Source organism: Acidovorax sp., assembly GCF_022763525.1.
Taxonomy (GTDB): Bacteria; Pseudomonadota; Gammaproteobacteria; order Burkholderiales; family Burkholderiaceae_C; genus Acidovorax.
Window position 1 is genome coordinate 14,191 of the sequence record NZ_JALEGG010000195.1, and the last position, 26,384, is coordinate 40,574.

At 64.8% G+C, this 26,384-nt stretch carries 17 protein-coding genes and 1 pseudogene; 15 read left to right on the forward strand and 3 right to left on the reverse strand.

The window, feature by feature from the left end; genetic code table 11:
* The first annotated feature begins 69 nt into the window (after nucleotides 1-69).
* From dnaE to MRY84_RS15315, 7 genes are all read left to right on the forward strand, one after another.
* Entirely contained in the window at nucleotides 70-3,606 is a 3,537-nt protein-coding gene (dnaE, locus tag MRY84_RS15285) for a DNA polymerase III subunit alpha (RefSeq protein WP_291506562.1), read from the forward strand.
* Between the two features lie 108 nt (nucleotides 3,607-3,714).
* Nucleotides 3,715-4,083 (forward strand): ATP-dependent Clp protease adapter ClpS, encoded by a 369-nt coding sequence (clpS, locus tag MRY84_RS15290; protein ID WP_291506563.1) that lies wholly within the window; start codon nucleotides 3,715-3,717, stop codon nucleotides 4,081-4,083.
* Nucleotides 4,084-4,140: 57 nt separating this feature from the next.
* Complete coding sequence (gene clpA / locus MRY84_RS15295) at nucleotides 4,141-6,489, forward strand: ATP-dependent Clp protease ATP-binding subunit ClpA (protein WP_291506564.1); 2,349 nt, start codon at nucleotides 4,141-4,143, stop codon at nucleotides 6,487-6,489.
* A gap of 441 nt (nucleotides 6,490-6,930) precedes the next feature.
* Nucleotides 6,931-8,238 carry a dicarboxylate/amino acid:cation symporter gene (locus MRY84_RS15300; RefSeq protein WP_291506565.1) on the forward strand — a complete coding sequence of 436 codons (1,308 nt, stop codon included), beginning with the start codon at nucleotides 6,931-6,933 and terminating at the stop codon, nucleotides 8,236-8,238.
* A 142-nt stretch (nucleotides 8,239-8,380) separates the two neighbouring features.
* Nucleotides 8,381-10,339 (forward strand): ATP-binding protein, encoded by a 1,959-nt coding sequence (locus MRY84_RS15305; protein ID WP_291506566.1) that lies wholly within the window; start codon nucleotides 8,381-8,383, stop codon nucleotides 10,337-10,339.
* A complete protein-coding gene (locus MRY84_RS15310) occupies nucleotides 10,336-11,682 on the forward strand; it encodes a sigma-54 dependent transcriptional regulator (RefSeq protein ID WP_291506567.1) in 1,347 nt (448 codons plus the stop codon). The genes MRY84_RS15305 and MRY84_RS15310 overlap by 4 nt, the downstream gene beginning before the upstream one ends.
* Nucleotides 11,683-11,957: 275 nt before the next feature.
* Nucleotides 11,958-13,097, forward strand: a complete 1,140-nt coding sequence (locus MRY84_RS15315) for a hypothetical protein (RefSeq protein WP_291506568.1) — start codon at nucleotides 11,958-11,960, stop codon at nucleotides 13,095-13,097.
* Nucleotides 13,098-13,137: 40 nt separating this feature from the next.
* On the opposite strand, the gene MRY84_RS15320 is transcribed toward MRY84_RS15315, so the two are convergent.
* Nucleotides 13,138-14,514, reverse strand: a complete 1,377-nt coding sequence (locus MRY84_RS15320) for a lytic murein transglycosylase (RefSeq protein WP_291506569.1) — start codon at nucleotides 14,512-14,514, stop codon at nucleotides 13,138-13,140.
* A 247-nt stretch (nucleotides 14,515-14,761) separates the two neighbouring features.
* Here MRY84_RS15320 and sbcB point away from each other — a divergent pair, with 247 nt between their 5' ends.
* The 3 genes from sbcB (at nucleotide 14,762) to MRY84_RS15335 (ending at nucleotide 19,041) form a co-directional block, all read left to right on the forward strand.
* Nucleotides 14,762-16,204, forward strand: coding sequence for an exodeoxyribonuclease I (gene sbcB / locus MRY84_RS15325; RefSeq protein ID WP_291506578.1), 1,443 nt, complete (start codon nucleotides 14,762-14,764; stop codon nucleotides 16,202-16,204).
* Nucleotides 16,205-16,427: 223 nt separating this feature from the next.
* Nucleotides 16,428-17,675 (forward strand): cystathionine gamma-synthase family protein, encoded by a 1,248-nt coding sequence (locus MRY84_RS15330; RefSeq protein ID WP_291506570.1) that lies wholly within the window; start codon nucleotides 16,428-16,430, stop codon nucleotides 17,673-17,675.
* Between the two features lie 28 nt (nucleotides 17,676-17,703).
* On the forward strand, nucleotides 17,704-19,041 hold the full coding sequence (locus tag MRY84_RS15335; RefSeq protein WP_291506571.1) for a protein kinase: 1,338 nt from the start codon (nucleotides 17,704-17,706) through the stop codon (nucleotides 19,039-19,041).
* Nucleotides 19,042-19,098: 57 nt separating this feature from the next.
* Here MRY84_RS15335 and MRY84_RS15340 read toward each other — a convergent pair whose 3' ends face one another.
* On the reverse strand, nucleotides 19,099-21,381 hold the full coding sequence (locus tag MRY84_RS15340; RefSeq protein ID WP_291506572.1) for an EAL domain-containing protein: 2,283 nt from the start codon (nucleotides 21,379-21,381) through the stop codon (nucleotides 19,099-19,101).
* A gap of 242 nt (nucleotides 21,382-21,623) precedes the next feature.
* Nucleotides 21,624-22,853: a spore maturation protein gene (locus tag MRY84_RS15345; protein WP_291506573.1), complete on the reverse strand. Its 1,230-nt coding sequence runs from the start codon at nucleotides 22,851-22,853 to the stop codon at nucleotides 21,624-21,626.
* A gap of 221 nt (nucleotides 22,854-23,074) precedes the next feature.
* Between MRY84_RS15345 and MRY84_RS15350 the strand changes: the two genes are divergently transcribed.
* The 5 genes and pseudogenes from MRY84_RS15350 to MRY84_RS15370 all read left to right on the forward strand — a co-directional run.
* The gene (locus tag MRY84_RS15350; RefSeq protein WP_291506574.1) at nucleotides 23,075-23,788 is read left to right on the forward strand and encodes a YebC/PmpR family DNA-binding transcriptional regulator; all 714 of its coding nucleotides are present in this window, start codon (nucleotides 23,075-23,077) and stop codon (nucleotides 23,786-23,788) included.
* Nucleotides 23,789-23,860: 72 nt separating this feature from the next.
* Complete coding sequence (locus tag MRY84_RS15355; RefSeq protein ID WP_291506575.1) at nucleotides 23,861-24,157, forward strand: DnaJ domain-containing protein; 297 nt, start codon at nucleotides 23,861-23,863, stop codon at nucleotides 24,155-24,157.
* Complete coding sequence (locus MRY84_RS15360; protein ID WP_291506576.1) at nucleotides 24,154-24,732, forward strand: hypothetical protein; 579 nt, start codon at nucleotides 24,154-24,156, stop codon at nucleotides 24,730-24,732. Before MRY84_RS15355 ends, MRY84_RS15360 begins: the two co-directional genes overlap by 4 nt.
* Nucleotides 24,733-24,860: 128 nt before the next feature.
* Nucleotides 24,861-25,634, forward strand: a complete 774-nt coding sequence (locus MRY84_RS15365; RefSeq protein WP_291506577.1) for a hypothetical protein — start codon at nucleotides 24,861-24,863, stop codon at nucleotides 25,632-25,634.
* A 234-nt stretch (nucleotides 25,635-25,868) separates the two neighbouring features.
* Nucleotides 25,869-26,288: pseudogene (locus MRY84_RS15370) on the forward strand (hypothetical protein); the annotation flags it as partial.
* Nucleotides 26,289-26,384 lie beyond the last annotated feature (96 nt).

Here is a 26,384-nt window from a genome sequence, read left to right on the forward strand (position 1 = left end):
CCTCTGCCCCCGCAGCGAAGTGATGGTCGGAGGCAGGGAGGGTGACCCAGGGTTTCTACAATGCCAGCCATGTTTGTTCACTTGCGCCTGCACACCGAATTTTCCGTCGTCGACGGTACCAATCGCATCGATGAGGTGGCCAAGGCGGCCGCCAAGGATGGACAGCCAGCGCTGGCCATCACCGATCTCAACAATCTTTTTGGGGCGATCAAGTTTTACAAGGAAGCGCGGGGCAAAGGGGTCAAGCCTGTCCTGGGGGCGGAGATATTCCTGGAAGGCGAGGGCGGCGCTGCGCCGTCTCGGATGATTCTGCTGGTGCAGAACCGTCAGGGCTACCTTCACCTGTCCGAGCTGCTGGCGCGGGCGTGGACGCGCAATGTGGTCAAGAACCTGGCCCTGTGCAAGTGGGAATGGTTGCAGGAGCTCTCCGATGGGCTGATCGCGCTGGCTGGAGCACAGGTGGGGCCGGTAGGGCAGGCCCTCCTGAAGGGCGACGAGGCGGGCGCCGCCGACGTGGCGCTGCGCTTGGCTGGGCTGTTTCCTCACCGGTTTTACATCGAGTTGCAACGCGCAGGACGCGTGGACGACGAGAGCCATGTGATTGCCGCCGCGCAGCTGGCCGCGCGCTTGAACCTGCCGGTGGTAGCCACCCATCCGGTGCAGTTTGCAACGCCGGATGACTACGAGGCGCACGAGGCGCGCATCTGCATCGCAGAGGGTGAGATCCTGGCCAATCCCCGCCGTGTGCGCAAGTTCACGCGGGACCAGTACTTCAAATCCTCTGCCGAGATGCAGGCACTGTTCGCCGATGTGCCTTCAGCCATCGAGAACACGCTGGAGATTGCGCAGCGCTGCAACCTCACCCTGGTGCTGGGCAAGCCCCAGTTGCCGGATTTCCCCACGCCCAACGGCATGCCCATTGACGAGTATTTCCGGTTTGCGTCGTTCGAGGGGCTGGAGGAGCGCCTGAAGCACCTCTTTCCTGACGAGGCCGAGCGGGAGAAGCAGCGTCCGCGTTACGTGGAGCGGCTGGAGTTCGAACTGGGCACCATCCTGAAGATGGGTTTCCCGGGGTACTTCCTGATCGTGGGCGACTTCATCCAGTGGGCCAAGAACAACGGCTGTCCGGTGGGGCCGGGCCGCGGCTCCGGCGCTGGATCGCTCGTGGCCTATGCACTCAAGATCACTGACCTGGACCCGTTGCAGTACAACCTGCTGTTCGAGCGATTCCTGAACCCCGAGCGGGTGTCGATGCCCGACTTCGACATCGACTTCTGCCAGAGCAACCGCGACCGCGTGATCGACTACGTGAAGGACAAGTACGGCAAGAACGCCGTAAGCCAGATCGCCACCTTCGGCACCATGGCAGCCAAGGCGGCCATCCGCGACGTGGGCCGCGTCATGGATATGAGCTACACCTTCTGCGACGGCATCTCCAAGCTGGTGCCGGGCAAGCCCGGCATGTCGTACACGCTGGCCTACCCGCCGGAGGTGAAGAAAGAGGGCGACAAGAACAACTATGCGCTGGAGCTGGAGCCTCTGCTGTACGAGCGGGTCCAGAAGGAAGAAGACGTCAAGACCATCATCGAGATGGCGCAAAAGCTCGAGGGCATGACGCGCAACATCGGCATGCACGCCGGGGGCGTGCTGATTGCGCCGGGCAAGCTCACCGATTTCTGCCCGCTGTACCAGCAGCCTGGCAGCGAATCGGCCGTGAGCCAGTACGACAAGGACGACGTGGAAGCCATCGGCCTGGTGAAGTTCGACTTTCTGGGCCTGGCCACGCTCACCATCCTGGAGATTGCGCGCGAGTTCATCATGAAGCGCCACAAGGGCCAGGAGAACTTTGCGTTCGAGAACATCCCCCTGGACGACGGTCCCACCTACCGCCTCTTCTCCGAAGGCAAGACCGAGGCCGTGTTCCAGTTTGAAAGCCGCGGCATGCAGGGCATGCTGAAAGAGGCGCGCCCGAGCCGTCTGGAAGACCTGATCGCCCTCAACGCGCTATACCGCCCGGGTCCCATGGACCTGATCCCCAGCTTCGTGAACCGCAAGCACGGCAAGGAGGAGGTGATCTACCCACACCCCTTGGTGGAGCCGGTGCTGGCGGAGACCTACGGGATCATGGTCTATCAGGAGCAGGTGATGCAGACCGCCCAGGTGCTGGGTGGCTACAGCCTGGGCGGCGCCGACATGCTGCGTCGGGCCATGGGCAAGAAGAAGGCCGAGGAAATGGCCGAGCACCGCGCCATCTTCCGCAAGGGGGCTGCCGAGAAGGGCATCAGCCAGGAAAAGGCCGACGAGGTGTTCGACCTGATGGAGAAGTTCGCGGGCTACGGCTTCAACAAGTCGCACGCGGCCGCGTACTCGCTGCTGGCCTACCACACGGGCTGGCTCAAGGTGCACTACACCGCCGAGTTCTACTGCGCGAACATGACGGTGGAAATGGACGACACCGACAAGCTCAAGGTGCTGTACGAAGACGCCGTCAAGCACTTCGGCATGACCTTCGAGCCGCCGGATGTCAACCGCGGCAACTACCGCTTCGAGCCGGTGACAGACAAGGTCATCCGCTATGGCCTGGGCGCCGTGAAGGGCACGGGCCAGCAGGCCATCGAGGCGCTGGTGGCGGCTCGCGAGGGGAGGGGCGAAGGCCCCCAGGGCTCCACCAAAGGGCCGTTCAAGAGTCTTTTTGACTTTTGCGTGCGTGTGGACAAGGCACGCATGAACAAGCGCACCGTCGAGGCCTTGATCAAGGCCGGGGCGTTTGACTCAATCCACCTCAATCGCGCCGCCCTCGTGGCTTCCATCGACCGGGCGTTCGATTTCGCTGCCGCCACCTTGGCCAACGTGAACCAGGGGGGGTTGTTCGACATGATGGGCGACGACGCCCATGGGTCGAGCACCCAGGAGCCCGATCTGGTGGACGCTGTGCCCTGGGGGATCAAGGAGCGGCTGACCCAGGAGAAAACTGCCATCGGGTTTTACTTGTCGGGCCATCTGTTCGATGAAGTGGCGTCCGAGGTGCGCCGTTTTGTGCGCACGCCCATCGACGAGCTTCTCGACAGCCGCGAGCCGCAAGTGCTCGCTGGCATCATCAGCGATTTTCGGGTCATCAATGGCCAGCGCGGCAAGTTGGGGCTGTTCCGGCTGGATGACAAATCGGGCGTCATTGAAGCCTCGGCTGACGAGGCTCTCCTCAATACCTATCGCAACCAGCTCAAGGAAGACGAGTTCGTGGTGATGATGGGGCGGCTGCAACTGGACCATTTCAGCGGCGGCCTGCGCGTCAAGGTTCAGCAGATATGGGACCTTGCCGGTGCTCGATGCCGGTTCGGCAAGTATCTGCATGTCACTGTCGCGGACAAGGGGCCGGACGTGCACCGCCTGGTCAAGGAGTTTCCTGCGCGCCGGGAAGAGGTCCCGGAAGGGGAACTGGTGCATGGCCTGCGGGTGCGCATGGGCGTGCGCTGCACGGCGCCGGATGCCGCGGCGGTTGCGGAGTTGCAACTGGGCGAGAGCGCCCGGTTCTACCCCACCGATGCCGCTTTGGCCGCGTGGATGGCGCAGGCTGGCAGTGGCTCGGCCACGGTGGTTTATGAATGAACCGCTCCGCCCAAAGCGCAGCGCAGTGCGTCGCTTGGGCGATAGCTTGAAAATTACCAGATCAACACCAGATTTCTCAGGCGGCAGCGGCCCGCGGGGATCGCTAGAATGATTTTCATGGCAACAAAACCACCTTCACCCCCCACCGCGCCGCCGGTGACCCGGCCTGCGCGGGATGATGGCGGTTCGGTCGTGCTCGAAAGGCGCACGCAAAAAACCAAGCCGCCGCAGATGTACCAGGTGGTCATGCTCAATGATGACTACACCCCCATGGAGTTTGTCATCGTGGTGCTGCAGGAATTTTTCAGCAAGGACCGCGAACAAGCCACCCAGATCATGTTGAAGATCCATCTCGATGGCAAAGGCGTCTGCGGGGTGTATTCCCGCGACGTGGCGGCCACCAAGGTGGAACAAGTGCTTGACGCCGCCCACAAGGCGGGCCACCCACTGCAATGTGTCAGTGAACCTGTTGAATAACAGGTCTTTGATCCCGATCTAAAGTTATCTTTTCCACGCAAGCACAAAGGAGTTCACATGATTGCCCAGGAACTGGAAGTCAGCTTGCACATGGCCTTTGTTGAGGCCCGTCAGCAGCGCCACGAGTTCATCACCGTGGAGCATCTGTTGCTTGCATTGCTCGATAACCCCAGCGCAGCGGAGGTGCTGCGCGCTTGTTCGGCCAACATCGATGATTTGCGCTCGTCGCTGGCCAATTTCATCAAGGACAACACGCCCCAGGTGGCGGGCACCGACGAGGTGGACACGCAGCCTACGCTGGGTTTCCAGCGCGTGATCCAGCGTGCCATCATGCACGTGCAGTCCACCGGCAACGGCAAGAAGGAAGTCACGGGTGCCAATGTGCTGGTGGCCATCTTTGGCGAAAAGGACTCGCATGCCGTGTACTACCTGCACCAGCAGGGCGTGACCCGCCTGGACGTGGTCAACTTCATCGCCCACGGGATCAAGAAGGGCGAGCCGCCCGAGCCCGCCAAGGCGGACAACCAAGCCGAAGGCGAAGAAGGCGGTGGCGGCGAGCGCAACGAAAAGGCCTCGCCCCTGGAACAGTTCACCCAGAACCTGAACCAGGCCGCCAAGGACGGCAAGATCGACCCGCTGATCGGCCGCAATTACGAGGTGGAGCGCACGATCCAGATTCTGTGCCGCCGCCGCAAGAACAACCCGCTCCTGGTGGGTGAAGCTGGCGTGGGCAAGACGGCGATTGCCGAGGGCCTGGCCTGGCGCATCACGCAGAACGACGTGCCTGAGATCCTGGCAGAGGCCACGGTGTACTCGCTGGACATGGGAGCGCTGCTGGCGGGCACCAAGTACCGCGGTGACTTCGAGCAGCGCCTCAAGGGCGTGCTCAAGTCCCTCAAGGACAAGCCCAATGCCATCCTGTTCATCGATGAGATCCACACCCTGATCGGTGCGGGGGCGGCGTCGGGTGGCACGCTGGATGCCTCTAATCTGCTCAAGCCGGCACTGTCCAGTGGTCAGCTCAAGTGCATTGGCGCGACCACCTTCACGGAATATCGCGGCATCTTCGAAAAGGACGCCGCGCTGTCCCGCCGCTTCCAGAAGGTCGATGTGGTCGAGCCGACCGTGGCCGAAACGGTGGACATCCTCAAGGGCCTGAAGTCGCGTTTCGAGGAGCACCACAGCGTGAAGTACGCGGCAGCTGCCCTGCAGGCTGCGGCCGAGTTGAGCGCCAAGTACATCAATGACCGTCACCTCCCCGACAAGGCGATCGACGTCATCGACGAAGCCGGTGCTGCTCAACGCATCCTGGTGCCCAGCAAGCGCAAGAAGACCATCGGCAAGGCCGAGATCGAGGAGATCGTGGCCAAGATCGCGCGCATTCCGCCCGCGAACGTGTCCAATGACGACCGCAGCAAGCTTCAGACACTAGAGCGCGACCTCAAGAGCGTGGTGTTTGGCCAGGACAAGGCACTCGAAGTGCTGGCCTCCGCCGTGAAGATGGCGCGCTCGGGCCTGGGCAAGGGCGACAAGCCGATTGGCTCCTTCCTGTTCAGTGGCCCCACGGGCGTGGGCAAGACCGAGGCAGCCAAGCAATTGGCCTTCATCCTGGGTATCGAGCTGATCCGCTTCGACATGTCGGAGTACATGGAGCGCCATGCCGTGAGCCGCCTGATTGGTGCGCCTCCGGGCTACGTCGGGTTCGACCAGGGTGGCCTGCTGACCGAGGCCATCACCAAGAAGCCGCACGCCGTGTTGCTGCTGGATGAAATCGAAAAGGCGCACCCGGACATCTTCAACGTGCTGCTGCAGGTGATGGACCACGGCACGCTGACAGACAACAACGGGCGCAAGGCCGACTTCCGCAATGTCATCATCATCATGACGACGAATGCGGGCGCCGAGACCATGAACAAGGCCACGATCGGTTTCACCAATCCGCGGCAGGCGGGCGACGAGATGGGCGACATCAAGCGCCTGTTCACGCCCGAGTTCCGCAACCGGTTGGATGCCATCGTCAACTTCAAGGCGCTGGACGAGCAGATCATCCTGCGCGTGGTCGACAAGTTCCTGCTGCAGCTCGAAACGCAACTGGCCGAGAAGAAGGTCGAAGTCACCTTCACCGACACGCTGCGCAAGCATCTGGCCAAGAAGGGCTTCGATCCGCTGATGGGCGCACGCCCGATGCAGCGCCTGATCCAGGACACTATCCGCCGGGCACTGGCCGACGAGCTGTTGTTCGGCCGCCTGACGGAAGGCGGCCGCCTGACGGTGGACATCGAAGTCAAGACCGACGACAAAGGCGTGGAAACGCCCGAGGTGCTGCTGGACATCCAGCCGCTGCCGAAGAAGGATCGTTCGGCCAAGTCGGAACCAGCGGAGCCTGAAGAGGCAACTACCGATTGATCAGGTACACCTGCCTGAGCGTCTGAGCCGGCCCATGGGGCCGGCTTTTTTTTGCCCGCCTGTGGGCGGCCGCATTGTTCGGCCTGCCGGACGGGTGGTGCATTCGGTGGTCGAAAAACCGAACGGCGCGGTAGGGTGTGAGCGTCGGAGTTCCATAAAAATCAACCACTTACAGGGCAGGAGAGGCTGGCATGCCCTGTGCTGTGCAAAGCCCAGGCCGCGCCTGACAGGCACGGCTGATGGGGAGACAAGCCATGCCAGAAAACGCCACATTCCTTGCACCCGGCAGGCCGGATTGCCTATGCCCGGCGCATGCCAGGCCTCGCCCGCCTGCGCGGGGATATGGCGCGGTCCCGCCTGCCTGACCGTTCGGCGCAAGGGGCTGTCGCCAAAGATGGTCAGCCTTCTCGCGTTTTCATTCTTCAACTTCACACACATCGCATGAAACTCAATCGTCTGACCACCATGGTCATCCTGGCCATGGTCCTGGGTGTTCTGGTCGGGTACGCCTGCCACGCCGCGGCTCCCACGCCCGAAGCCGCCAAGGAGATCGCTGGCTACTTCGGTTTGCTCACGGACATCTTCCTGCGCATGATCAAGATGATCATCGCGCCCCTGGTGTTTGCGACGCTCGCCGCTGGCATGGCCAGCATGGGGGATTCGCGCACCGTGGGACGCATTGGCACGCGGGCGGTCGGCTGGTTCCTGGGCGCTTCGCTGGTGTCGCTGGCCCTGGGACTAGTGATCGCCAATCTCACGCAGCCGGGCAACGGGCTCGCCATTCCCCTGCCCGAGGCGGGCGCCTCGACCCAGCTCAAGACCGGTGCACTGAATCTGCGGGACTTCATCGCACAGGTCTTTCCGCGCAGCATCGTTGAATCGATGGCCAACAACGCCATCCTTCAGATCCTGGTGTTCTCGCTGTTCTTTGGATTGGCGCTGGGGCATTTGCACAATCAGGCGGCGCGCACGCTGGTGGCCACGCTCGATGAGGTGGTCCACGTGATGCTCAAGGTCACCGACTACGTGATGCGATTTGCTCCGGTGGGCGTGTTTGGTGCCGTGGCTGGCGCCATCACCACGCAGGGCCTGGGCATGCTCGGGGTGTTCGGCAAACTCATGCTGAGCTTCTACCTGGCGCTGGCGGCCTTGTGGTTGGTGCTGGTGGTGGCGGGTTATGCCGTGCTGGGGCGCGATGTGTTTCGCCTGCTCAAGCTGATTCGTACCCCGATGCTTATCGGCTTCTCGACGGCGAGCAGTGAATCGGTGTACCCCAAACTGGTGGAGCAGCTCGAAAAATTTGGCGTCAAGCCGAAGGTGACGGGGTTTGTGCTGCCGCTCGGATATTCGTTCAACCTGGACGGATCCATGATCTACACCACCTTTGCAGCGATTTTCATTGCGCAAGCCTACGGGATCGACATGCCGTTGTCTGCGCAGATCACCATGTTGCTGGTGCTCATGGTGTCGAGCAAAGGAATTGCGGGCGTGCCTCGCGCCTCGCTGGTGGTCGTGGCTGCCGTGCTTCCCATGTTCAAACTGCCGGAAGCCGGCGTGCTGCTGATTCTCGGTATCGACCACTTCCTGGACATGGGGCGGACGGTGACCAATGTGCTGGGCAACGCCATTGCCACGGCAGTGGTGGCCAAATGGGAAAACGCCATCGATCCGGTGCCAGAGGCGCTCGCCGAGCGTGAGGAAATGCTGCCCGCCGCGGGCGACGACGAGGTTTTGCCGCGCGTGGCGTAAGCCTTTCCATGCCGTCGCCAGGCCACAGAACGCCTGTTTTCGAACGTTGCAGGCGCGTGCGGCGGCCGTCGCGAGAAGGCGGCATGGCGATCAAGCCACGGCCCCGCGGTTGCCTACACGCGCTGCTAACATCGGCCGCCCCATGCCTTTGCCCAGATCTTTGCGCCGCTTCACCGTCCTGCTCCTCCTTGCTGGGGTCGGGCTGAGCGGGGCGCTGGCCTATGTGTGGGTCCAGCGCATGGAGCAGGCTCAGATCCAGGCCACAGGCTTGCACCGGCTGGAGCTGTACACCGCTAGCTTGCAGCGTGAGATCAGCAAGTACGCCTTTCTTCCGGGTACGCTGGAGCTCAGCCCCGAAGTGCTGGCTTTGCTCAGGGCTGCGCCGGGTGTCTCCGCCCCAACGACCCTCGCGGCCAGGCGAGCCAGTTCTTCCGGTTCATTGGATTCGCCACTGCGCAGCGCAGACGGCGTCAATGCCTACCTGGAGCAGCTCAACGAGCGCGCGGGCACGCTGTCCATCTACGTGATCGACTTGCAGGGGCGCGTGGTGGCCACCAGCAACTGGCGCCGCCCTGACAGCTTCATGGGCGAGGATCTCAGCTTTCGGCCCTACTTTCGCGATGCGCTGAGCAAAAACAGCGGGCGGTTCTTTGGCATTGGCACCACGCGCGGAGAGCCGGGGTATTACCTGGCCTCGGCATTGCTCGACGGCAACCGCACCGTAGGCGTCGCCGTCACCAAGGTGAGCCTGGACCAGCTGGAGCAATCCTGGTCCACCGTCGAAGCGCCGGTGATCGTGACCGATGAAAACGGCGTGGTGATCCTGGGTTCGGTACCCGACTGGAAATTCACCGTGCTGCGTCCGCTGGACGACAGCACTCGCAAAGCCTTTGACCAGACCCTGCAATACAACCGCCGCGCCCTCACCCCCTTGGGGATGACGGTCCTCAGCGACCTGGATCAGGGAGCGCGCGTGGTGCGTGTGGCGCGGGCGGGCACGGAGATGGCGTCGGTGTACCCGGTGACGGGCCGCTTCCTGGCCCAATCGCGAGCGCTGCCGGGAACGCCGTGGACGCTGACTGTTTTCTCGCACCTGGCCCGCGCGGATGAGGCTGCGCAGAGTGATGCCCTGGTCGTCACCATCGGTGCTGCATTTGTCGCGCTGCTCGGCTTCATGGTCAACCAGCGCCGCCGCCACGAACGCGACCGTTTGCGCGACCGACTGGCCGCACGCGAAGCGTTGCAGGCTGCACACGACGAGCTGGAGCGCAAGGTGCAGCAGCGCACGGCCGATTTGTCGCGTACCAACGAACGTCTCCAGTCTGAAGTACAGGAGCGGATCCGCGCCGAAGGCACGCTTCGCGCAGCCCAGAATGAGCTGGTGCAGGCCGGCAAGCTGGCGGTGATTGGGCAGCTTTCCACGGGCGTTGCGCACGAGCTGAACCAGCCGCTGACCGCGCTGCGCACCCTGTCGGGTAACAGCGTGCGATTTCTGGAGCGAGGTGATTTGCCCACGGTGCGTGTCAATCTGGAGCGCATTGCCCAGTTGGCCGACCGCATGGGCCGCATCACGGGCGAGCTTCGGGCCTTTGCCCGCAAATCGACGGGCGAGCCGCAAGCGGTGGGGTTGCGTGCCGCGCTGACCAACGCGCTGGCCCTGCTGGAGCCGCGCATCCTGCAAGTCGGGGCCCAATGGGTGCTCGACGTGGCCGAGCCAGAGCCCGTGGCCTGGTGCGATGGCAACCGCCTGGAGCAGGTCCTGGTCAACCTGATCAACAACGCGCTGGATGCGATGGCGGGCAGCAGCGCCATGCGCGTCGAGATTCGGTGCGACCAGTTGGACGGCCAAGTGCATGTGCAGGTGCGTGACCGAGGACCGGGCCTCACCGATGAAGCCCTGGCCCATCTGTTCGAGCCGTTTTTCACCACCAAGGGCTCGGGCGATGGCCTGGGCCTGGGGCTGGCCTTGTCGGCCGGAATCGTGCGTGAATCGGGCGGAACGCTCACCGGCGCCAACCACCCCGAGGGCGGTGCCGTGTTCCACTTGATCTTGCCCGCTGCAGTCCGCCAAGAATCGGAACCCGCCCTGGAACGCCCATGACCCACGACCTCAAGGTCCTTATCGTTGAAGACGATCCCGACATCGTTCTGGGCTGTGAACAGGCCCTGCAGCTGGAAGGCATTGCGACGGAAAGTGCCCCCAGCGCAGAGCTGGCGCGCCTGCGCCTGGGGCGCGACTTCCGGGGCGTGGTGGTGAGCGATATTCGCCTACCGAAAATGGACGGCATGGCCTTCTTGCAGGAACTCATGGGCCTGGACCCGGAGTTGCCCGTGGTGCTGATCACCGGCCATGGCGACATCTCGATGGCTGTACAGGCCATGAAGGATGGCGCGCACGATTTCATCCAGAAGCCCTTTGCCCCTGAGCAACTGGTCAGCGCAGTTCGCCGTGCGCTGGACAAGCGCCGGCTGGTGCTCGAGGTGCGCCGGCTGCGAAGCCAACTGGCGCACCGCGATGCGATCGAGCGCCTGGTGATGGGCCGCGCACCCAACATGCTTCGCTTGCGCGAGGTGTTGGCTGGCTTGGCGGCCAGCACGGTGGATGTGCTCATCCATGGCGAAACCGGCACGGGCAAAGAGCTGGCCGCGCGGTGCCTGCACGATGCCAGCCCGCGCGGCAAAGGCCATTTTGTGGCCATCAACTGCGGCGGCTTGCCCGACACCTTGTTTGACAGCGAGATGTTCGGCAATGAGGCCGGGGCCTTCACGGGAGCGGGCAAGCGCCGCATTGGCAAGATCGAGCATGCGAGCGGGGGCACGCTGTTCCTCGACGAAATCGAAAGCATGCCCATGGCCATGCAGATCAAGCTCTTGCGCGTGCTGCAAGAGCGGGTGCTGGAGCGACTGGGCTCCAACACACTCATTCCCATCGACTGCCGCGTGGTGGCTGCCACCAAGGTGGATTTGCTGGCGCTGTGCCGACAGGGCCGGTTCCGCGAAGACCTCTACTACCGCCTGAGCGTGGCCACCGTGGATCTGCCCCCGCTGCGCGACCGGCGTGAAGACGTACCGCTGTTGTTCGAGCATTTCGTCATGGACGCCGCCGCCCGGCACCAGCGTGCGGTGCCCGAGCTGTCGTCCGCCCAGACGCAGCGGCTGCTGGGCTACCACTGGCCCGGCAATGTGCGCGAGTTGCGCAACGTGGCTGAGCGCGTGGTGCTGGGCATTGCGGCAGGGGCTGCGCCGTTTGCCGACGGCGCGGGTGGTGCGGAAGCGGGGGCGCAGCCCCTCGCGCTGGCGGCCGCTGTCGAGGCGTTCGAGCGCAGCCTGATTGCCGAGTCCTTGCGCCAGCAAGGCGGCAACCTGTCCCGCACGGCCGAGGCGCTGCGCGTGGCCAAGACCACGCTGCACGACAAGATCCGCAAGTACGGGCTTGGAGGCTAAGGGCGGGGCCAACGGCCCGCGTGTCTCGCAGGCGGTGGGGACCTCTGTGCGCAACGAGCGGGAAGCGTGTGGCGCGCACTGGACGGGTGGCAACGCGCAGACTTCCGAGGGATTCTTTGTCCACCACGGCCCCGCGGTTGCGGGACGAAGCGCGGGAGACGACCATTGCCGAAACGGTCGCGCCGGACCCGCATCGCGCTTGTCACGTTTGCGTACATTTCAGCGGCAAGAGGCAGAATTCGCCGCTGCATACTGCGCAGATTTTGGTGCCGCACATGATCCATCCTCCGCCATCCCCCCTCGCAGACCGTTCTGACGATTCATTGCATGTGCAGCGTTGGGCCTCCACCAGCCGGCTCATGGCCGTTGCGGGCCTGGCTGCGGCGGTTGCCGCCTGCGGGGGCGGCGGTGGTGACGAGGCGGCGCCTCCCCCAGCGCCACCCCCGGTCTCGCCGGCACCGCTCCCGCCTGCACCGGCACCAGCGCCTGGGGCGCAGGTCTACGGTGACTTGCGCAACGCCACGCTGGGCGTGGGCGCGCCGCTCAATGGGGCCATACCGTTCCCTGCGGGCAACGCCTGGAACGCGGACATCAGCACCCTGCCTGTGGACCCGAATTCCGACAACCTCATCGCCAGCATTGGCCTGACCCGCGGCCTCTTTCCGGACTTTGGTGCGGGCTTGTGGGAGGGGGCGCCCATCGGCATCCCGTATGTGGTGGTCGCAGGCACCCAGCCGCGGGTGGCTGTGCAGTTCACTGACTACGGAGACGAGAGCGATCCGGGTCCGTACCCGATCCCGCCGAATGCGCCCATCGAAGGCGGCCCCGGCAGTGCAGGGGACCGGCACGTGATCGTGATCGACCGCGACAACAACCGTTTGTATGAAACCGGCAACAGCTATCCGCAGGCCGATGGCAGCTGGCGGGCGTCGGGCGGTGCGGTCTTTCACCTCAACAGCAATAACGTGCGTCCCACCGCGCAGCCGCGCTGGACCAGTGCCGACGCGGCGGGCCTGCCCATCTTCCCGGGCTTGGTCCGTTATGACGAGGCCTCGCAGGGGCCCGGCGGCATCCGGCACGCGCTGCGCTTTACCGTCAGCCAGACTCGACGCGCCTATGTGCCGCCAGCGACCCACTGGGCTTCCAGCAACACCAGCCCGAACCTGCCGCCCATGGGCATGCGGGTCCGGCTCAAGGCCAGTTACGTGATCCCGGCGGGTTTCTCGGCCGAAACACGGGCCATTCTCACGGCCCTCAAGACCCACGGGATGATGGTGGCCGACAACGGATCCAACTGGTACCTGAGCGGCGCGCCGGACGAGCGCTGGAACAACGATCGCCTCAAATCCGAGCTCCGGCAAGTGCTGGGCCGGGATTTCGAAGTCGTCCGCATGGACGGGTTGGTGACGCCGTAGGCCTGCGAGCGGCGTGGATCCGGGGCGGCCAGCATGCCCGCTACTGGGATGCCATCAGCCGCTCCAGCAGCTCCGCGGTGGGGTAGCCATCTGCCACCACTCCGATGCTACGCTGATAGCCCCGCAAGCCCGCGCGGGTGGCGGGACCCATCACGCCGTCCGGGGCGCCCGCGGAAAAACCCCGTCGATTGAGCGCTTCCTGCAGCGCTTGCAGCTGCGAGCGCGACAGGGGTGCAAGGTCGCGTGGCCACGCGGCAACCACCGGGCTGCCGCCGCCGATCTGCCGCGCCAGCAAGGCCACGCCCAGCGCGTAGTTGGCCGAATTGTTGTAGCGCAGGATGGTGCGGAAATTGGCGCCCACCAGGAACGCCGGCCCTCGTGCGCCGGCGGGCGTGATGATGGAAGCGCTGGCCAGTACGGGCAGCGCCTGCCCATCCATGCTGCGCACGCCCTCGGCTTCCCATTGGGTAGCGGCTTGGCGCACCGAGAGATCGGCACGGGCATGGTCGAAGGACGCGGGCAATTGCACCTCCACCCCCCATGGCTCGCCAGCCTGCCAGCCGGAGCGCGCCAGGAAATGCGCGGTGGATGCGGTCACGTCCGGGATGCTGCCCCAGATGTCGCGGTGGCCATCGCCGTCGGCATCCACGGCGTGGGCCAGAAAGACCGAGGGCAGGAACTGCGTGTGTCCCATGGCGCCCGCCCAGGAGCCGAGCATGCGGTCCGCTGCGATGTCGCCCTGGTCGACGATGCGCAGCGCCGCCAGCAGCTCGGATTGCGCCCAGGCGCGGCGCCGACCTTCGTAAGCCAGGGTGGCCAGGGCATCCACGGTGCGAAAGGTGCCGAAGTTGCTGCCGTAGTTGCTTTCCATCCCCCAGATGGCGGTGATCACCGTGGCGGGCACGCCGTAGCGGGTGGCTGCGGCTTCGAGCGCCGCCTGGTGTTCTGCCAGCTTGGCCCGGCCCTGGTCAATGCGCTGCGGCGAAACAGCGCTGTCGAGATAGGCCCAGGGCGTGCGGGTGAATTCGGGCTGGGCGCCGTCGAGCTCCACCACACGGGGCAGCCATTGGGCGCGGCCCAGCACGTTCTGCACCGTGTCCGCGCGGATGCCTGCCTGCAGCGCTTGTGCGGAAAATGCCGTCAGCCAGTTGGCAAAGCCCGCGGCATGGTCCTGCGCATCCGGAGAGGGGGAAGGAGTCGGCGCGGCAGGCGCCGGTCCTGCGGACACCGCGGAGGCAGTTGCGCTGGCGGCTGCAGGGAGTTGGGCAGCCGGTGCACGAGCCTTGGGCGGCTGCGAAGTGGCGCAGCCGCCGAGCGCCAGGGCCGCAGCCAGCACGCTCAACTGCCCGCCAAGGGCGCGAAGGCGTCGAGTGGCAGGCGAGTGTGGCGTGGTGGGATGGTCGAGGTTTCTGTGCATGTGTCCATTGTCCCGCGCGATGCCGGGGTGACCAGGGCGGCAGGTGTATCAGGCGGTGACCTTCGCTAAGAGCCACACAGCAGGGCCGCAGGCTGCAACCAGGATTACTATATTTTTGATAGCTGCTCGCGCTTTGTTTGTAAGCGCTGGGTGCCAAAAATGCACCAAATACCGGTTACAGTCGCCGGGAGCGGCCCCGGAGCCCGTCCGCCCGCCCGACCGCCTGTCTTTGTTTGCACCCATGACCATGGCCCCCCACACCTTTCTCTGGCACGACTACGAAACCTTTGGCGCCAACACCCGTCGCGACCGGCCCGCGCAGTTCGCGGCCATTCGCACCGACTCCGAGCTCAACGAGATCGGCGAGCCGCTGATGTTCTATTGCCAGCCGGCCAATGACTACCTGCCGGATCCGGTGTCCTGCCTCATCACGGGCATCACGCCCCAGCTGTGCCTGGAAAAGGGCGTGCCCGAACATGCATTCGCTGCCCGCATTGAGGCCGAATTCGCACAGCCCGGCACCATTGGGGTGGGCTACAACACCATCCGTTTTGACGACGAGATCACGCGCTTCATGTTCTGGCGCAACCTGATCGACCCGTATGCCCGAGAGTGGCAGAACCAGTGCGGCCGCTGGGATTTGCTGGATGTGGTTCGCATGACCTATGCGTTGCGGCCCGGCGGCATCCAGTGGCCCAAAAAGGAAGACGGGACGCCCAGTTTCAAGCTGGAGCATTTGTCCAAGGCGAACGGCCTGCTGCACGAAGCCGCGCACGATGCGCTCTCGGACGTGCGCGCCACCATTGCGCTGGCGCGCCTCATCCGCCAGCACAACACCAAGCTGTTCGACTTTGCGCTCTCGCTGCACAAGAAGGATCGCGTAGCCGCCGAATTGCGCTTGCCCGCCACGGCCGCCACGGCGCGGCCCTTTCTGCATGTTTCGGGCATGTTCCCGGTGGAGCGGGGATGCCTGGCCGTCATGTGGCCGCTGGCCAGCCACCCCACCAACAAGAACGAACTCATCGCGTGGGACCTTTCGCAAGACCCCGCGCCCCTGGCGACGATGGGGGTTGACGAAATCCGCTTGCGGATGTTCAGCAAGGCCGACGCGCTGCCCGAGGGCACCACGCGCTTGCCGATCAAGACGATTCACCTCAACAAGTCACCCATGGTGGTGGGCAATGTGAATACGCTCACCCCTGTGCTCGCGCAGCGCTGGGGCATCGACCTGGCCCAGGCGGCGCTACATGCCGAGACGGCGCGGTTGCTACCCGACATGAGCGGCATCTGGCCTGCCGTGTTCGCGCGCCCGCAAGAGCCCGCGCCCGACGTGGACCAGGACCTGTATGGCGGTTTTGTCGGCAACAACGATCGCCGCCGCCTGAATGAATTGCGCACCTTGAGCGCTGAGAAACTGGCCCAGGCGCGGGCCAGCTTTGATGACCCGCGCCTGGAAGAGCTGCTTTGGCGTTACCGGGCACGCAACTTCCCGGCATCGCTGTCGGCCGATGAGACCGAACGCTGGGAGGCGCACCGCGTGGCGTGCCTCTTCGAAGGGCAGGGGGGCGCACGCACGGTCGAGCAGCTGTTTACCGAAATCGACGAAATGTCCGAAACGGCCGACGATCGAGCGCAGGAGATTCTGGGCGCCCTGTACGATTACGCGGAGCACATCGCACCTGAACGGTGATTCCCCCTGGGGCGCAAGGCGCCCGGCGTTGCCGTCGGAGCCGGCAACTCTTCGGAGCCGTCCAAGCCTGCACTCGCAGGCTCGGAGCCGCGGCACCTTAGCCCCTAGGGGAACGCACCCTGTGGCCTGGCGGAGTCAGTTCCACGGGTGCACTGATGTTGGTGCGTGCCCGTTTTTATCGCCGTGCCATGCAAGCACCCCGGAAGAGCAGCCGAAGAATCATATGACGACACCGCAGAGCAACCATTTCACTACCGAGATCCTGCATGCCGACCGCCTGGGCGGCGCGGAGCATGGGGCCATCCACAAGGCCATCCACACCTCGGTGCAGTACGGCTATGACAAGGTCGAGGACCTGATCGCCGTGTTCCAGGGCACGAGCAAGGGCGGCTTCAACTACGCGCGCCAGGGCACGCCGACCACCGCCGCGCTGGAAGCCAAGATCACGCTCATGGAAAAGGGGCAGGGCACCATCGCGTTTGCCACCGGCATGGCGGGCATTTGCGCCATTTTCCTCACGCTGCTCAAGGCGGGTGACCACTTGGTGGCCAGCCAGTTTGTGTTTGGCAACACCAACAGCGTGTTCGGCACGCTGGCGGATCTGGGGATCGAGGTCACCCTGGTGGACGTGACCGATGCCGCCAACGTAGCCGCCGCACTGCGCCCCAACACCCGCATGGTGTTCGTGGAGACCATTGCCAACCCCGGCACGCAGATTCCGGACCTGGGAGGCATCGGCGCGGTGTGCCGGCAGCACGGCGTGCTTTACGTGGTGGACAACACGGTGGCATCGCCCTACCTGTTTCGTGCGGGAACCGTGGGCGCGGGGCTGGTGCTCAACTCGCTGACCAAGAGCATTGGAGGGCAGGGGGCCGCGCTGGGGGGCGCGGTGACGGACACCGGCCTGTATGACTGGAGCGGCTATCCGAACATCTTTGCGGCCTACCGCAAGGGCGACCCCAAGGGCTGGGGGCTGCAGCAGCTGCGCAAGAAGGGCCTGCGCGACATGGGCGGCACGCTCTCGTCCCATGCCGCACATCAGCTGGCGCTGGGGGCCGAGACCCTGTCGCTGCGCATGGACCGTACCAGCGCCACCGCACTCGCGCTGGCGCAGTTTCTGGAGAAGCATCCGGCGGTCTCGCGCGTGCTCTACCCGATGCTGCCCTCGCACCCGCAGCATGCCTTTGCCCAACGGCACCTCAAGGCCGGCTCATGGCTGCTGTCGTTCGAGATGCGCAACCCAGACCAATGCCTGCCTGTGTGCAATCGATTGCAGCTTCCCATCAAGGCCACGGGGCTGGCCGACACGCGCACGCTCATCATCCCTGTGGCGCACACGATCTTCTGGGAAGCCGGTGCCGAGGTGCGAGCTGCCATGGGCATTGCCGACGGCATGATCCGTGTTTCGGTGGGCCTGGAAGAGCCCGACGATCTGCTGGCCGACTTTGAGCAGGCCCTCGCTGGCGCCTGACCTGCGAAAGACCTGCGAGGAGCCCGCCATGGCCACTGGAACCTCGGCACCCCCTGCCAGCATCGGCAAGTACCGCATCGAGCGGGAGCTGGGCCGGGGCGCCAGCGGCATCGTGTACCTGGGCCTGGACGGGTTCCGGGGACGCAAGGTGGCCATCAAGCAGACGCACGCGCATTTGCTCAAAGAGCCGGCCCAGGCAGAGCGCTATCGCAAGCTGCTGCGCAACGAGGCTGCATTGTCGGGCCGTCTGCGGCACCCCCACATCGTGCGCCTGCTCGACGCCGACGAGGATGCCCTGCCTCCGTACCTCGTGCTCGAGTATGTGGATGGCCAGCCGCTGTCGGCTTTCGCCGCACCGGACACGCTGCTGCCCGTGCCGCAGGTGCTGGACATCGCCTTCAAGTGCTGCAATGCGCTGGACTACGCGTGCCGCGAAGGGCTGGTGCACCGCGACATCAAACCCGCCAACCTCATGCTGGCGAAAGACGGCAACATCAAGCTGACGGATTTTGGCGCGGCGTTATCGCTGCGCAGCGATGCCACGCAGCTGTCGGGGCTGGTGGGGTCGCCCTCGTACATGTCGCCCGAACAGGTGCGCGAGCACGACCTCACTCACCATAGCGACATGTTCTCACTGGCGGTGGTCGTTTATGAGCTGCTCACCGGCCGCCGCCCCTTTGACGGCGATACCGATTTCGCCACGCTCTACAAGATCAGCAACGAGGTGCCCACACCGCCCAGCCTGCTGCGTGCATCGCTGCCGCCGCATGTGGACGAAGTGCTGCTGCGCGCCCTGGCCAAGCAGCCGGCAGACCGCTTCGCCACCTGGGACGACTTTGCACAGGCCCTCCTGGCGGCCCACCGGGAGCTGCCCCGCCAGCGTTCGCAAGACACCGAGGCCGAACGTTTTGCGCGTCTGCGCGCACTGCCTTTTTTTGCCGACTTTCATGATGTTGCGCTGTGGGAGCTGATGCGCCTGGGCAACTGGCGCCGCCTGCCGCAGGGCACGGTCCTGATGCGAGAGAACACACCCGGCGATTCGTTCTGCATCCTCATCGAAGGCCAGGTGGCGGTCAGCCGCCAGGGCTGGAACCTCAGCACGCTGGGTCCGGGCGTCACCTTGGGCGAGATGACTTACCTGCGTCCTGACAACCGCATCCGCACCGCCAGCGCCGTGGCCGAAACCGAGGTGCTGGTCCTCAAGGTGCGCAACCCCGCGCTGCGCGAAGCCTCGGAAGACCTTCAATCACGGTTTGACAAGGCCTTCATCAAGCTGCTGGTGGGGCGGCTGATTGCCACCAACGAACAGCTGGCCGAGTGGGAGCTGGTGGCGGCGCCTGCATTGCCCTCTACGCCGCCTGGTTGAACACTCCCCGGCCTGGCCTCGCGGGCCTGCCGGCGGCGCGTGCGTGAGGAAGCGTTTTCATTGCACCACGGATTCCTGCAGCAACTCGTCCAGTGGCGCGGGGCGGGCCAGCGCGTAGCCCTGGGCAAAGTGCACGCCCAGCCCGGTCAGCAGGTCCACGACGGCCTGGCTTTCAGCAAACTCCGCCACGGTCTTCTTGCCCATCAGGCAGCCGATTTCGTGGATGGACCTCACCATGGCGAAGCTCACGGGGTCGTCGGCCATGTTTTTCACAAACTGCCCGTCGATCTTCAGCATGTCCACCGCCAGCTCGCGCAGGTATGCATACGACGACAGTCCGCTGCCGAAGTCGTCCAGCGCGAACCGGCAGCCCCGAGCGCGCATGGCCTGGAAGAAGCGGTTGGCCGCGGCCAGGTCGCCCATGGCGGCGGTTTCGGTGATCTCGAAGCACAGGCGGTCGCAGCGCACCGGGGCCTGGTCCATGGCCTGCAGCACCTGGCTCAAAAAAGTGGCGTCGCCCACGGACTGTCCCGAGAGGTTGATGCAGCACAGCTCCACGCGCTCCTGGTGTTCGGCCATCCAGGCCAGGGCCTTCTTGATGACCCAGCGGTCCACCCGGGCGGCCAGTTGGTAGCGTTCCACGGCGGACATGAATTCACCGGGCGAAACCAGGCGGCCGTCGGGCGTGCGCATGCGCAGCAGGACTTCGCAATGCAGGCCGTGGGCCGTACCGGCCGGCGGCGCGCCCAGCCGGGCGATGGGCTGGCCAAACAGCTCGAACCGGTCGTGCTGCAACGCATCCTCGATGCGGCTGACCCATTCCATGACGCCGTAGCGCTGTGCCAGGGCGGGGTCGTTCTCGGCATAGACATGAATGCGGTTGCGGCCCCCATCCTTGGCCACGTAACAGGCACTGTCGGCCGCCTGTAGCAGGGCGCCCACACTCTCGGTGGCTGCGTCCAGCACCACGGCACCGATGCTGACGCTCACGCTGAACACGTGGTCGCGCCACGCAAAGCGGAATGCGGCCAGTTCCTGCTGCATGCGCTCCGCCACCTGCAATGCCTGCTGAAGATCCTGTTGCCAAAGCAGGATGCCGAACTCGTCGCCGCCCAGGCGGCACAGCAGGTCCTGGGGCTGCAGGTGGGCGAGGAACAGGCGCGCCACCTGTCTCAGCAGTTCGTCGCCTGCGGCGTGGCCGCAGGTGTCATTGATCACCTTGAAATTGTCGAGATCGAGATAGCACACGCAATGGCGGGCCGTGTTGGCGTCGCGCGTGGCAGTGAAAGCCTGGGCCAGGAGGTTCTCGAATGCTCGGCGGTTGCCCAGGCTGGTGAGCGTGTCATGCAGGGCCTGGAACTCCATTTCACGGCTCAGCCGGCTGGCTTCGGTCACATCGCGAAACACCAGCACCACTCCGTCAGCATCGCCACCGGGCCGCAGCAGGGGCGAAGCCGACAGGTCCATGAGCAGCGGAGTGCCCGCCAGTGGCGTGGACCGGAGCTTCGAATGAAACTGGGTGCTGCCTTGCGCCAATGCGCGGCCAACGAGGTCGGGGACGGTGTCCGTCCCGGGCTCGGCGCCCAGGCCCAGCACATCCTGGTGCTGGCGTCCGCAGGCAGCAGCCAGCGACCAACCCGTCAGCACCTGCGCGGCGGGATTGAGGTACTGCACCAGCCCCGCGGCATCGGTGGTGACCACGGCATCGCTGATCGACTGCAGGGTCACCTGCAGGTGCTCTTTCTGCTGCACCAGCGCTTCTTCGGCCTCGCGCCGCGCGGTCATGAAGCGCACCCGGTCCAGTGCAACGGCCAAGTGCCCTGCGGTGGCTTGCATCAGCGCAATCTGCCAAAGCTTGGGCGGCCGCACGCCTTCCTCATCGCCGTAGGTGCCCATGCCCAGGGCGCCCAGGCGCTGGTCGGCCATGACGAGCGGCACGTTGACGATGGTGCGGTTGTGCAATGCCGCCACCACGGCCTTGTTGGTGCGGGGGTCGGTGCGCGCGTCTTCCACCACCACGACATGGGTGGCCTGCAGGATTTCTTCGAGCAGCGCGTCTCCCTTCACCGGGATTTTCATGGTCTGCAGCTGGCGGCTCACGGCGCTCTCCTCGCCGCTGGTGGTGTGGGTGAGGAAGTCCAGCATGCCCGAGGCTTCGTCGAACAGTGCCAGCCAGACATGGCGATAGTCGAAAACGCTCTCCCCCATGGGTTTGACGGCCTCCAGCACGTCGGGCAAGGTCCAGGCGCGCTCCAGCCGTTTGCACAGCTGGAGCAGGGCCTCGGCGTGCTCGCGCTCTTCGGCGTCGTGGGACACGGTGGGGTGAGGGGCCAATGTCATGGAGTGGGTGGGGAAACTCTTCCCAGGGGGCTACCGGCGCACCGCTGGCGGGCCTACGGGCACAGCATAGGTAGGACCTCTATGGTCCGCATGATGGAAAGCCCCAATGGGTGCGCACGGGAATGGGGGAGTCGCCCCTCAAGTGAAGAGAAACGGACAAGCGGAAAAAGACAACCGAATGCTATATAAATGATAGCTTGTGGCGCTGAATGGCAGCGCGGTAGGGGCAGATTTGATCATTTCTACCCAAAGAACCGATAGCACACGGCAATGGCTGCCACCACCCCCGCCAGTTCAGCCAGCAAGGCGCAACCCACCGCGTGCCGTGCACGCTGGATGCCCACGGCTCCGAAATACACGGCCAGCACGTAGAACGTGGTCTCGGTGCTGCCCTGGATGGTGGCGGCGGCCAGGGCGGCAAAGCTGTCGACGCCCTGCGTCTGCATGGTTTCGATCAGCATGGCGCGCGCCGCACTGCCGGAAAACGGCTTGACCAGTGCGGTGGGCAGGGCATCTACAAAGCGGGCATCAGCCCCCAGGGTGGTTACGCACCAACGGATGCCATCGAGCGCATAGCCTAAAGCGCCTGAGGCGCGGAACACGCCCACCGCGCACAGCATGGCCACCAGGTAGGGCAGCAGGCCCTTGGCCACGTCAAAGCCCTCGCGGGCGCCGTCGATGAAGGCTTCGTACACCGGCACCTTGCGCCATGCGCCGATGCCCACGAACAACACGACCAGCGCGAACAGCGTGAGGTTGCCCAGCAGGGACGACAGTGAGGCCAGGGCCGCCGCGCTGAGCGTGGTGAGCAGCGCCATGAAACCGGCCAGCGCCAGGGCCGCCGGCATCAGATAGGCCAGTACGACGGGGCTCCACAACGGCAGGCGCTGCGCCACCGCAACGCTCAGCAGACCCACCAGCGTGGATGCCGACGTGGCCAGCAGGATGGGCAGGAAGACCAGCGTCGGGTCGGGCGCACCCTGCTGCAGGCGGTACATGAAAATGGTCACCGGCAGCAGCGTGAGCGAGGAAGCGTTGAGCACCAGAAACAGGATTTGCGCGTTGGTGGCGGTGCCGGGCTGTGGGTTCAGTTCTTGCAGCGATGTCATGGCCTTCAGGCCCATGGGTGTGGCCGCGTTGTCCAGCCCCAGCGCATTCGCGGCAAAGTTCATCGTGATCAGGCCCAGCGATGGGTGACCGCGCGGCACCTCGGGCATGAGTTTGGCAAACAGCGGCGCCAGCCAGCGCGCCAGGGCGTCCACAATGCCTGCCTTTTCGGCGATGCGCAAAAAACCCAGCCACAGCGTGAGCGTGCCAAACAGCAGCACCATCACCTCGACCGAGAGCTTGGCCATCTGGAACAGCGCCTGCACCATGGCCGAGAAGATGTCGGCGTTGCCACCCACCAGCCACTGGGCCATGGCGGCGACTGCCGCCGTGACGAAAAAACCGAGCCACAGGGTGTTGAGCATGGGATCTAGGCGCTGGGGTAGGCGAGGGCGAGGATGATGCCGAGGTTACACGCTGGTCGCCGAAGGAGGGGATGAGTTACCGCCGTTTGGCGCCGCGACGATGGCGCCAGGGTTGTTCGCAGGGGGGTGATTGCAGGTCAGCGGGTAGACTACAGGGTTTTGCCGCGCGGGGCGACCTGCAGCAAAACCCCCTCTCAATTCCCACATCAAAAGGTAACTCCATGGGCGCGCAGTGGAAAGCAAAAGGCAAGGCACAGGTGGCCGATGCCAAGGGCAAGCTGTTTGGCAAGCTGGTCAAGGAAATCACCGTGGCCGCGCGCGGCGGTGCCGACCCGGCCACCAATGCCCGCCTGCGCCTGGTGGTGGAGCAGGCCCGCAAGGCCTCCATGCCCAAGGACACCCTGGAGCGCGCCATCAAGAAGGGCTCGGGCACGGGCGCCGACGCCGTGAACTACGAGCGCGTGATCTACGAAGGCTTTGCGCCGCACCAGGTGGCGGTGATGGTCGAATGCCTGACCGACAACGTGAACCGCACGGCCCCCGAGATGCGGGTGCTGTTCCGCAAGGGCCAGCTGGGCACTTCGGGCTCGGTGGCGTGGGACTTCAACCACGTGGGCATGATCGAAGCCGAGCCGGCCACGCCGGGTGCCGACCCGGAGCTGGCCGCCATCGAAGCCGGCGCGCAGGACTTCGAGGCGGGCGACGAGGAAGGCACCACCACCTTCTGGACCGACCCCACCGACCTGGACCTCGTCAGCCGTGCCCTGCCGGTCCACGGCTTTACGGTGCTGTCGGCCAAGCTGGGTTACAAGCCCAAGAACCCGGTCAACCCCGCCAATCTCACGGCCGAGCAGCTCGAAGAGGTGGAGAACTTCCTCGCCGCCATCGATTCCAACGACGACGTCCAGAACGTGTTTGTGAGCCTGGGTGGCTGACACCAAGACCAAGCGCTGCCGCAGTGCCTGTCAGGTGGGGTGTGGCCCTGCCACCCGTTCCATCGTTCATCCATGACCGCCGCCATCGACCACTACACCGCCCTCGGCCTGACTGCCAACGCATCGCTGGCCGATATCAAGAAGGCCTTCCGCCAGAAGGCATCGTTCTACCACCCGGACCGCAACGACGCTCCCGACGCAGCGCGGCGCTTCCAGGCCGTGCAAAAGGCGTACGAAGTGCTGTCCGATGAGAGCGCCCGCCAGGCCTACGACGACAACCGGCGCCGCAACCTGCTCGACGACCCGCTGCAGACGGCGAACGAGATCTGGCAAGCCTATTCCAAGAGCATTCTTTCTTCCTCCTTGTGAAACTCTCTCCTTACTTTTACGACCTCCGCGCGGCCTATCGCGCCGAGCTGGATGACTTGGTCAGCGACTCCGAGGGCAACGATGTCCTGCGCAAACGCCTGGCCGAGAAACGCAACGAAATCGCCTTCCTGGCACAGATGATCGAACTGGCGCCCGAGATGGTGGCCGTGGTGTTTCACCAGGGCTTTCGCTTCGTTCAGCCAGCAGCGCTGGAACACCTGGTGGGCCTGCCGGTGGACGAGTTGCCCGACTGGCATGCCCTGGGCTCGTCCGTAGCCTTGGAACCCTGGGCAGTCAGCCTGGCGCAGACTGTGCTGCGGGAGCCGCAAGGCCCGCGATTCATGGCCGTGGCCGCGGGCCTGGAATACCTCCACCTGCATGCGCGCATGGCGTCGGCAGCCGCTGCCGATCTTGGCGATGGCGATGGGGCGCAGGAAGACGAGGACGCAGCCGAACATGAAGACGACTTCAGCGCGCTGAGTGCCGACGACGCGGTGGAGCCCCAGAACAGCCGCACCCGCGAGGAGGCCAGTGCCAATTGGCTGGCGGATGTGGGTTTCGACAGGAAAGACTGAAGCGTGGCGGAGGGACGACCCTTGCGCGGCGGCCCACTGGCCGCGTGCGCGCCAGGAATCATCGGCCTGTATGCGAACAACCATTGCGCAAACGCCAAACAGCCGCCCACAAGGCATAAGGAACACGCATGAGCAACGACAGCAGCAGCAACACCCACCTGGCCCTCATCACCAAGACCACCAGCCTTATCGCGGCCGGTGACATCGTGGGGGCTGAGTCCGCGCTGGCCGAGCTGGCGGACACCGATGGCGACAAGGCTTTGATGGTGGTGCTGGACCAGCTCGCACCCAAGGACATCCTGGCCGTGATGCGCGAGTACGACGATTCCAAGGCGTCGGTGGTGAACATGCTGGTCACCCCCGAGCAGTTTGCACGCGCGATGGTGCTGGAAAAGCAGTACAAGGACCTTACCCACACGCATCTGCGCAACATGGTGAACGCCGTCGTGTTCCGCGAAGATGCCGACCCGGTGGAGTTTCTGACCGCCATTGGTGACCTCGAAGGCGGCGCCGAGGCCCTGGCGAACTATTTTGCCGAGAAGTGGAGCCGCATCGAGGCATTTGCCCGCACGGGCACGTTCGACGCCACAGAGGACTACGGTCCCACGCTGACGGACGACGAACTGCTCGCCTCGGGCTACGTGCAGCCGCGCATCGACCTCGACGAGGTCGCCGACCGTGACTGGATGCAAATGGCCTGGCTGCTGCGCTACGAGTGCCGTGACCTCTTCATCGAAACCTTGCTGGTGCTGCGCGCCAAGGCCCGCGCGTTCGACCTGGGGCTGGAAGAGACCGATGAATCGCCCGCGGAGGAAGACGACGGCAAGTTCGAGACCAGCGAGACCGACCGCGGCAAGGCCACTCCGGCGGCCCGCAACTCGGATGAAGAATCGGCTATTTAGAGAACCTCACCCTGAGGCGCTGCGCGCCTTGGTGCCGCCACCAGAGGCTGTGGCTCTTCGGGCACGTCCAAGCCTGCGCAGGCAGGCTTGGAGACGGGGCCCTCAGCCCCTTCTCTCGGGTTCGCCAGGAAGGGGGACACCACCCTCGCTGCAGGGCAGCCCTTGCCCCGGGGCCTCGCTTGGGCCGCGCCAGTTTCGCGACGCCGCGATGACGCGCAGCGTGATGGAAAGCCAATGACATTGCCTGATACACCCAACACCGATATTCCTGCTGAAACCAACGCCCTGCAGCTTCACGACGCCCGCCCGTTCTTCGAGAAGGCGTTGGCCTACGGCGTTCAACAGGGGTTGATCGGCGCCGACAAGCTTGCGGCCATCAACACGGATGCCCCCAAGGGCATGGTGCAGATTGCCCGCTACTTTGGTACGGAGTTTCTGCGGCCCGAGCTGGAGAAGGCGCGCGACCGCATGGTCAACCTCATCAGCCTCTACCTGCTGGAGTCCACCGGCGGTGACCTGCACCAGGCGGCCGTTTCGCTGCGCGACCATTCGTTCTTGTCGCGCTCCAAAGGCGGCTCGGACAATCTCAAGCGCCTGATTGCCATGCCAGAAAGCAGCAACATAGGCATGGCGGGCTACGCCGACGCCGAGACTAAAGCCACTATGGCCGATCTTGATTTTTTGATTTTAGTTTTCATATGGTTTTTATTTAAAAATGAAGAATTCATGCACTGATTTTTTTGACGACCA

Bases quoted from the DNA above. Each gene is read 5' to 3' on its own strand.
- sbcB (WP_291506578.1), top strand. From the start codon at position 14,762: ATGGCCCCCCACACCTTTCTCTGGCACGACTACGAAACCTTTGGCGCC.
- MRY84_RS15340 (WP_291506572.1), bottom strand. From the start codon at position 21,381: ATGACATTGGCCCCTCACCCCACCGTGTCCCACGACGCCGAAGAGCGC.
- MRY84_RS15320 (WP_291506569.1), bottom strand. From the start codon at position 14,514: ATGCACAGAAACCTCGACCATCCCACCACGCCACACTCGCCTGCCACT.
- MRY84_RS15345 (WP_291506573.1), bottom strand. From the start codon at position 22,853: ATGCTCAACACCCTGTGGCTCGGTTTTTTCGTCACGGCGGCAGTCGCC.
- MRY84_RS15330 (WP_291506570.1), top strand. From the start codon at position 16,428: ATGACGACACCGCAGAGCAACCATTTCACTACCGAGATCCTGCATGCC.
- dnaE (WP_291506562.1), top strand. From the start codon at position 70: ATGTTTGTTCACTTGCGCCTGCACACCGAATTTTCCGTCGTCGACGGT.
- MRY84_RS15355 (WP_291506575.1), top strand. From the start codon at position 23,861: ATGACCGCCGCCATCGACCACTACACCGCCCTCGGCCTGACTGCCAAC.
- clpS (WP_291506563.1), top strand. From the start codon at position 3,715: ATGATTTTCATGGCAACAAAACCACCTTCACCCCCCACCGCGCCGCCG.
- MRY84_RS15365 (WP_291506577.1), top strand. From the start codon at position 24,861: ATGAGCAACGACAGCAGCAGCAACACCCACCTGGCCCTCATCACCAAG.
- MRY84_RS15315 (WP_291506568.1), top strand. From the start codon at position 11,958: ATGATCCATCCTCCGCCATCCCCCCTCGCAGACCGTTCTGACGATTCA.
- MRY84_RS15300 (WP_291506565.1), top strand. From the start codon at position 6,931: ATGAAACTCAATCGTCTGACCACCATGGTCATCCTGGCCATGGTCCTG.
- MRY84_RS15305 (WP_291506566.1), top strand. From the start codon at position 8,381: ATGCCTTTGCCCAGATCTTTGCGCCGCTTCACCGTCCTGCTCCTCCTT.
- MRY84_RS15350 (WP_291506574.1), top strand. From the start codon at position 23,075: ATGGGCGCGCAGTGGAAAGCAAAAGGCAAGGCACAGGTGGCCGATGCC.
- MRY84_RS15335 (WP_291506571.1), top strand. From the start codon at position 17,704: ATGGCCACTGGAACCTCGGCACCCCCTGCCAGCATCGGCAAGTACCGC.
- MRY84_RS15310 (WP_291506567.1), top strand. From the start codon at position 10,336: ATGACCCACGACCTCAAGGTCCTTATCGTTGAAGACGATCCCGACATC.
- clpA (WP_291506564.1), top strand. From the start codon at position 4,141: ATGATTGCCCAGGAACTGGAAGTCAGCTTGCACATGGCCTTTGTTGAG.